General features: G+C 35.9%; 6 protein-coding genes. 1 reads left to right on the top strand and 5 read right to left on the bottom strand.

The genetic code is table 11. The features are described 5' to 3' along the window. Window positions 1-78: 78 nt before the first annotated feature. Together AC1W31_RS15525 and AC1W31_RS15520 are read right to left on the bottom strand one after the other, a co-directional pair. Complete coding sequence (locus AC1W31_RS15525; RefSeq protein ID WP_481735392.1) at window positions 79-1,104, bottom strand: DUF4097 family beta strand repeat-containing protein; 1,026 nt, start codon at window positions 1,102-1,104, stop codon at window positions 79-81. Window positions 1,105-1,284: 180 nt separating this feature from the next. Beyond that, window positions 1,285-1,944: an ABC transporter ATP-binding protein gene (locus tag AC1W31_RS15520; RefSeq protein ID WP_481735391.1), complete on the bottom strand. Its 660-nt coding sequence runs from the start codon at window positions 1,942-1,944 to the stop codon at window positions 1,285-1,287. Window positions 1,945-1,980: 36 nt separating this feature from the next. On the opposite strand from AC1W31_RS15520, the gene AC1W31_RS15515 reads away from it, so the two are divergent. Further along, a complete protein-coding gene (locus AC1W31_RS15515; protein ID WP_481735390.1) occupies window positions 1,981-2,463 on the top strand; it encodes a Uma2 family endonuclease in 483 nt (160 codons plus the stop codon). 181 nt (window positions 2,464-2,644) lie between these two features. Here AC1W31_RS15515 and AC1W31_RS15510 read toward each other — a convergent pair whose 3' ends face one another. From AC1W31_RS15510 to AC1W31_RS15500, 3 genes are all read right to left on the bottom strand, one after another. After that, the gene (locus tag AC1W31_RS15510; RefSeq protein ID WP_481735389.1) at window positions 2,645-3,619 is read right to left on the bottom strand and encodes a GSCFA domain-containing protein; all 975 of its coding nucleotides are present in this window, start codon (window positions 3,617-3,619) and stop codon (window positions 2,645-2,647) included. 152 nt (window positions 3,620-3,771) lie between these two features. Continuing rightward, window positions 3,772-4,632 (bottom strand): DUF4249 domain-containing protein, encoded by an 861-nt coding sequence (locus tag AC1W31_RS15505; RefSeq protein WP_481735388.1) that lies wholly within the window; start codon window positions 4,630-4,632, stop codon window positions 3,772-3,774. A 103-nt stretch (window positions 4,633-4,735) separates the two neighbouring features. Further along, window positions 4,736-7,546 (bottom strand): TonB-dependent receptor, encoded by a 2,811-nt coding sequence (locus AC1W31_RS15500; RefSeq protein ID WP_481735387.1) that lies wholly within the window; start codon window positions 7,544-7,546, stop codon window positions 4,736-4,738. Window positions 7,547-7,613: the final 67 nt, after the last annotated feature.

The following is a 7,613-nucleotide window of genomic DNA, read 5'->3' as shown; positions in this document are numbered from 1 at the left end:
ACTTTTACAAACGTATCTTATAAAAGTCCCATCGGGACGACCCACATATTAAGGAGGTAATTTATTGCCTTCTTGAGTTTACTTTATCGTCAACGTTCCTGAACTTACTCTCATCGTTACTGGAATTCCACCGCCATTTAATGTGCCTTTTATGGATGTTTTTTCGGTGTCACCTTTAAAATTGTAGAGTGTTCCCGTATTGATTTTTTGAGCCGAACAATTTAAATCCACTCCTTTGTTCATGGGTATTTTCACAGTCATACTTCCCGATGAAACACTGAGATTCAAGTACTTACCTAATTCTAAAATTTCCGCATCCAAACTACCTGCACTGGTAACAGCTTCTAACGTGCCATAAATTTCACGCAACACAATTGAACCGCCCGAAGTTTTTACCAGAGATTCACCTCTCAACTCAGTAGCTTTGATGCTTCCGCCCGAGGTAATGGCGCTGATTGTTCCTTTCAAAGCATCTAAATTAATGCTTCCACCCGATGTTTTTAGGTCAATATCGCCATCGAGGTCATTGGCAGAAATACTACCACCCGAGGTTTTCAAGTCAATGTTTCCCGAACAATTATCAGCTGAAATACTTCCTCCTGAAGTGATGAGTTCTATTTTATTTTTGCAATTTTTAACCGAAATACTTCCGCCCGATGTTCTACCAGAGGCATTTCCTGTAATTCCTTTTACGGAAATACTACCACCAGAAGTATTCAAATCTGTAGTAATTTTTTCAGGTACAAAGGCTTTAAATGCAATACTGAGCGATCTTTTGCCCCAATTATTGGTTTTATTTTTCGAGAAAGCTACAATCGCATTTCCCTCTTGCGTAACACGCAATTCATAGTTTTTTAAACGTTCTTCCAATTCTTCTTTACTGAGGTCATCGTTTCCATTATTTCCCCGAATATATACTTCAATTTTAGCTTCAGAATCTGTTGAACCCACAACGGTAAGGCTACCGCCCGAAGTAGTCATTTTCAGATTCTTAATGGCATTTGCCGAAAATGATTTAACCATATAAGGTTTGTCGGTATCTTTCTGAGCTATAATAGCAAAAGAGACCAATAGAATGGCGAAAATTGTATTAAGTATTTTCATGATTTGTGAAGGTTTTATGATGCTTTTTGATAAGATGCGTTTGTCGATTAATAAGTTGCACGAATAATTTTTTATTCACGCAAAGTCGCAGAGACGCAAAGAAAATCTAAGAATAAGTCTTTACGTGTTTAAACTTCTTTACTCCTCTGCCACTTTGCCTCTTCGCCACTTTACACAAAATCAAACCACCCTCCCATCCAATAAATTGACGATTCTACTACCAACAGCGGCATTTTTTTCTGAATGTGTTACTTGCACAATCGTTACGCCTTCTTGATTCAAAGTTTTGAATAAATCCATAATTTCTTCGCCTTGTTTAGAATTTAGATTGCCCGTTGGTTCATCCGCTAAAATTAAATCTGGCTTGGTAATGACAGCTCTCGCAATGCCTACTAATTGCTGTTGTCCGCCCGATAATTGATTAGGAAAAAGGTCTTTTTTACCCACAATATTAAATCTATCCAACACATCAGCAACCATGGCTTTTCGTTCAGACGAACCGATGCCATGATACAACAAAGGTGTTTCGATATTTTCATAAACCGTCAATTCATCAATCAAATGATAGGCTTGAAAAACGAATCCGATGTGTTTTTTATAAAGCTCAGCTCGTTGTTTCTCCTTGATATTCAGCACGTTATTGCCTAAAAAAAGATATTGTCCTTCATTGGGTTCATCCATCATACCCATCACGTGCAAGAGCGTTGATTTGCCCGAACCCGAGGGTCCCATGATAGAAACGAACTCGCCTTTTTGGATTTCGAGACTCACATCACGAAGCACAAAAGCACGGTTTGCACCCGAATTATACCAGCGGAAAATGTTTTTGAGTTGTAGCATGATTTTGTTATATTTGAAGAAATAAATTTTAAGATTATGGAATTATTAATAGAAAACGAGATTTCACAATACGAACTCGAAAGAAATAAACCGATGCCAAGTAAAAACCACTCAATTGTTCAAGGAAATCTTACAACAGAAATAAATATTCTTTATCGCAAACAATTTACCTTAATGCCTGAGGTTGAGATATCTATGCCTGAAAAGCCTAATTGTGTTCCTGATATTGCAATTTATCCAAAATTAAAATTCAATTTTTTGGATGATGAAATTGCTATGACCGAAATGCCTCTAACAGCTATTGAAATCGTGTCACCTTCACAATCAGATAATGATATTCTCAAAAAAATCAACCGTTATTTCAATGCTGGCGTTAAATCTTGCTGGTTTGTATTGCCAGGTTTTAGAGCCATTTCTGTATATTCATCCATTAATAATTATGCGTTTTTCACTTCTGAAATGACTTTAATAGACCCAGCTACGGGTATTGAATTACCTTTAGGGGATATTTTTAGTTAATATAGTGAAAATGCTATGCCAAATATTTAATCTATTGATTATCAGATATTTGAATATTTTTTATAATTTAAAAACTGTTCGCTTTTGATACAATCATGTTCGATAATGGACGACATCAAAAAGACGGCATCACTTCACGCAATACCGTCTCTAGGTTCTTCTACTGTATAAAATTTGGTTTCTAATCAATCAACTTCTGTCTAACAAAATTCACCTCTTCCCGCACGTCAACTATTTGAGAAATCTTCATCAAATCTCCCAATAATTTCTTCAAAAAAGCTTGATGACTTTCAGATTTTTCGTTGAAAGAACGGTGATTTAAAGAGGTTTGAATTGAAGTCCATTCTTGGGTAAAATCCTTTAGATTTTCATCAAAATAAGTCTCCGTAAATTTCTCAAAAATATATTGTTCCGCTACTTCATTGGGATGAATTAAATCCGATTTATAGAAACGATAATCACGTAAATCATCCATCATTATTTCGTAGGATGGAAAATACTCAACTTCCTCATAATCAGTATTTAAGTAATGACAAGCCGCCCTCAAAATTGATTTCGAAACTTGATTTTCTGTTACGCCATCTTTGGTATGTCGCACGGGTGAAACCGTTAGAATTATCCTCAAATCTGGATTAATTTCCTTTAATTCTTTATGTAAAATCGAAAATCCTTTACAAATATCTTTCACGCTCAAAAGTTCTTTTTCAAACAAACTATTGGGCATTTTATGACAATTAGCTACGTGAATTTGTGGGTTCAGCAATTTGTAAATAAAGGCCGTTCCAAAAGTAATAATTAGATGATTTGTGGTAGGAAGTTGGCAATTGATAGCAAAAATGGTTTGGTTAATTTGCTCCTTTAAATTTTCCTTTGAATTACTGATAAATTGAGAATGAAAATCATAGTGAAACCACATTTCTTGGTTTTCAACGTACAAGCGTTCATCCCCTCCCTGATAAGAAGGTGAGAGAATTTTAAAGATTGAAAGCGGATTAAAAAGTGTTCCGAAGGGATTAACTAATACGTCTAATTTATTGTTTCTCAGTTGATTGCCCACTACATCCGCAAAACAAGAACCCAACGTTAAGGTTTGAGAATCAAGCGAAATTTTATGCTTCGATGGTGGAATTTGGAAAGTTGTTCTAAAATTTTGCATGTTGTTTTTTTGGGAGGAACTTCCTAAAAGTTTTATGGAATAAATTTAATTCATTTATCTTTACACAGTCCAAAACAAAAAGGGATAAAAAGAAAAAGAAGAATTTAATTTCCTCTTTATCTTTTCATCCCTTCTTCCTTTTTTCCTGAATTTTATCTCTCTTTCACCGTAAATTTCAACGTATCGGCATTAATACCCGTGAAAATACCCAATCCGTTGGTGATGGTTGTTGGAGGCGTACTGATGTTCTGTGACGTCGTTCCTGAGGTATTATACAGCGCAACATAGTCTGGATTAACTTTCAAAAGGACGATGTTGTATTTTCCGAAATATAAAAACTGTTGAGAACGCAAAGTGGTAGTAACTCCCTGCACTGGCTGGCTTCTGAAACGACGTTGAAAATTATTTACCGTGGTCGAACTCGTGGTTGGTAAGGTAATAATTAAGTCTGGTTTTGTTTCAACATTATCCGCCACTACAAAATGATATTCATTACTTGGATTAGACCAAGTTAAATTAACTTCTTGGTTTCCATCGACATTTCTTCCAAAACCACCCGTTGTGGTAATAACTTGTCGAGTACGAACGATAGATGCCAAATCCGAAGTCAAACTTACAGGTTTTGTTGGAATAATAGTACTGGCAGAGACAACTTTTCCATTATAGCTAAATGATAATGCGTACGTTACGCCAACTTTTAATCTCACGTTATCATCTGATTTATATAAAGTATCTTGAAACGGTTTCAGAAGATACGTTTTGCCATCCCCTATTACTGTAATATTCAAACCCGAAATAAAGGTTTCAACATTTGTTACATCTTCGCTGTACGCAATTTCTTTTTTTACTTTTATCGTGATGGGTTGATTTGGGATTAAATAGCCCTCAACAATTGCTTTTGCTCCGCCAGGAATGCTTGCATTGTCCTTATCACAAGAGGTAAAAAGCCCAATTCCTAACCCTAAAATAGCGACAAAAAAGTAAGCTTTTTTATATGTTGAATATGATTTCATTGCTTCAATTTGATAGTTTGATTTTGTGTAAATTTGAAACACATAAAACCAAAAATATTTTTAATAATTAAAAAATTCTTACTCTTTTTTTATAATCTATTAACTATTTAAACTTATAAGTAAACGTAATATTTGGGGTGAAGCCTAAATAATTTACATCCGTTATTGATAAATATTTTTGATTGGTGGTTGCATCAGTAACAGTTTGGTATTTTTTGTACCAAACATTTGTACGTCCATAAAGATTGTACAACGATAAACCGATACTTCCATGCCCGAAGTTGTAAGTCGCTGAAACATCCATACGATGGGCTGCTGGCAAACGGTTTCCATTCGTGGTTGACGGGTCGGTAAAATCTTTTTCTGAACCATCTAATAGTTTTACGGTATAACCACCTACAATAGAAGTATAAGGCTTTCCAGTGGCGTAAATCCAAGTAGCTCCTAAATCCCAACGTCCTAATTTATAAATATTTACCGATTTGAATTCATGCCTAACATCAAAATTTGACGGGAATGGATCTGGCGAGAATTGCAAAATAGTTTTTTCAGATTTTGCTAAGGTATAACCTACCCAACCCGTATAATCACCAAATTTCTTTTGAACCAAAAAGTCAATTCCTCTCACTTTACCCGTTCCATTAAAGAAAGTTTCTTGGGCTAAAAGACCTCGACCAATCTGCGGAGCAAATCGTAAAGTATAACGAGAATCATTGTCAATGTCTTTTACGTAGCCTTCAACGTCAAAAAGGTAATCATCCAATTCGTAACTAAATCCTAAAATATAATGTCTGGAAGTGGTAACGGGCAAATATGAATCGTTGGCTAACACCCAGAAATTACGACTACCGTTTGAAATATCTTCACGTTCAACTTGTTTGGCAAATTGGTTATAAATTCCCCAAGCACCTTTAATTTTCAAACGGTCGTTTACCACAAAACTCGCCGATAAACGTGGTTCGAAATAAGTCTTTGCGGTTGGACTAAAGTACGAAGCTCTAATACCCCCTTTCACCGTCAATTTTCCTAAATGTGCTTCATCCTGTAAATAAGCAGCCAATAAGGTTCCTTGGTCATGTTTGGCAATAATTTGAATCGTATCATTTTGGCTATAGGTATAATCAATATTCAATCTATTGGCTTGCACACCAAAAAGTACATTATTTTTAGGAGAAGTTTTATATTCTACATCAAATTTTGCGGAGAAATCTGTCAAATTATTCGATTCTAATGAACCGAATTTAACCGTTTGTATTTCCGTTCCACGAATAAAGCTGGCCGAATTAGTGTTATCTCTATTACTGAAAAAATTAGAATAACTTACCAACGTGTTGGTGTAAAATTTATCACTCCAACGCTTAGACCATTTTAAACTTGAACCTGTATTTCCCCATTTTGAAAGGTCGGTATTACTAAAACCGCCATTTCCTCCAAATGGCGAAGTTATGTTCTGTGAATTATCTAACACATCGTCCCCATTATAAACACTCAGAGAAATATTCTCATTTTCTGATGGTTTGAAAGTTACTTTTCCATTCAAATCATAAAAATAAGAACTCGCTGTTTGGCTACTCTGCAATTGACGACGACCACCTCCACCAAGTTGTGCATTGGTACTGCTTGAATTGAAGGTATCAAATATTTTGTTATAAAGTGGTCCTGCCCATGAACGTCTGCCTGCTACCGAGAACGTTAAGCGTTTATCTTTATTCAGAATTGGTCCTTCAGCCCAAAAATTGGCACTTAATAAGGTAATGTCTCCGCCAAAATTTCTTTCACGTTTATTACCGTCCTTACTGGTAATTTCCACTACGGAAGAAATACGTCCGCCAAATTTGGCATCAAAACCACCTTTGTAAAGTTGAACATCTTTGATTGGGTTTGAGTTAAAAGCCGAAAAGAATCCATATAAATGGTCTACGTAATAAACGGTAAATCCATCGTACAGAACCAAATTCTGGTCGGGCGTTCCCCCACGTACATACAAGCCCGAAGATGATTGATTGGCAGCACTAATTCCGGGCATCAATTGGAAAGCACGAAATATATCTTTTTCGCCAATATTTGGTAATTTAGCAATATTCCGAGGAGTCATCTTGAACATACCGATGGTTTCGGCAGCTTTCAAAACTTCGGTTTTTTCACCTTTCACCACTACTTCATCCAATTCAGCGTTATCAGGTTCCATCTCAATAGTTACACCACTAATAGGAGCATCCGGTACGAGTTTGATGGTCGTTGTGATGTATCCGATATAACTCAAAATCAAGGTTGTGGTATCCGTTGGTACTTTCAACAAAGTAAAATATCCATCCACATTGCCCTGCGTACCTGATTTGTTGCTTCTAATGGAAACATTTACAAAAGGCAATGGCTCAGAAGAACGTGCATCAATTATTTTTCCCGTAAACGTGAAACCGTATTTGGTAGGAGGCTTATTAGAAGCACGATTATTAACAATGGCTATTTTAGGACGTTCGGCTTGAACTTCTCCCACCTTCACTTCTGGCATTGGCATATTTGGCGCAACGATTGGGCTTACGCCCGCATTACCACCATAATACGTACCACTGTTGTAACTACTTTTCACATAGACTTTTTGATCTTTTGAAATGATATTTACCACTTGGTTATCATCTACGTAGAATTTTAATCCAGAACCTTTCAAAAGTCCTTTCATGCCTTCTTCCACAGTCATATTATCGAACCAAAAACTGGCATAAACGCCTTTCACTTTTGTTGGTTCATATTTGAATTTTACGCCTGTCTTTACTTCCAAATCTTGCAAGATTTCAACTAATTGACGATTATTGTAAAATTCATCTTTGATGGTAACCCCCGTAGAAGTAGTTATCTGCGAAAATCCCCTCAACGAGAACAATAATATGGTGGTTAATAAAAAAAGTTTTTTCATTATAATTATTTATTGAAACGAATACAAAGTTAGGGCAATCTTTCCAGAAATTGCCATGCCATAAGTT

It is taken from the genome of Arcicella sp. (assembly GCF_964672035.1).
Note: the sequence above shows the minus strand (reverse complement) of the source record. Positions and strands in the feature narration are given on the sequence as shown.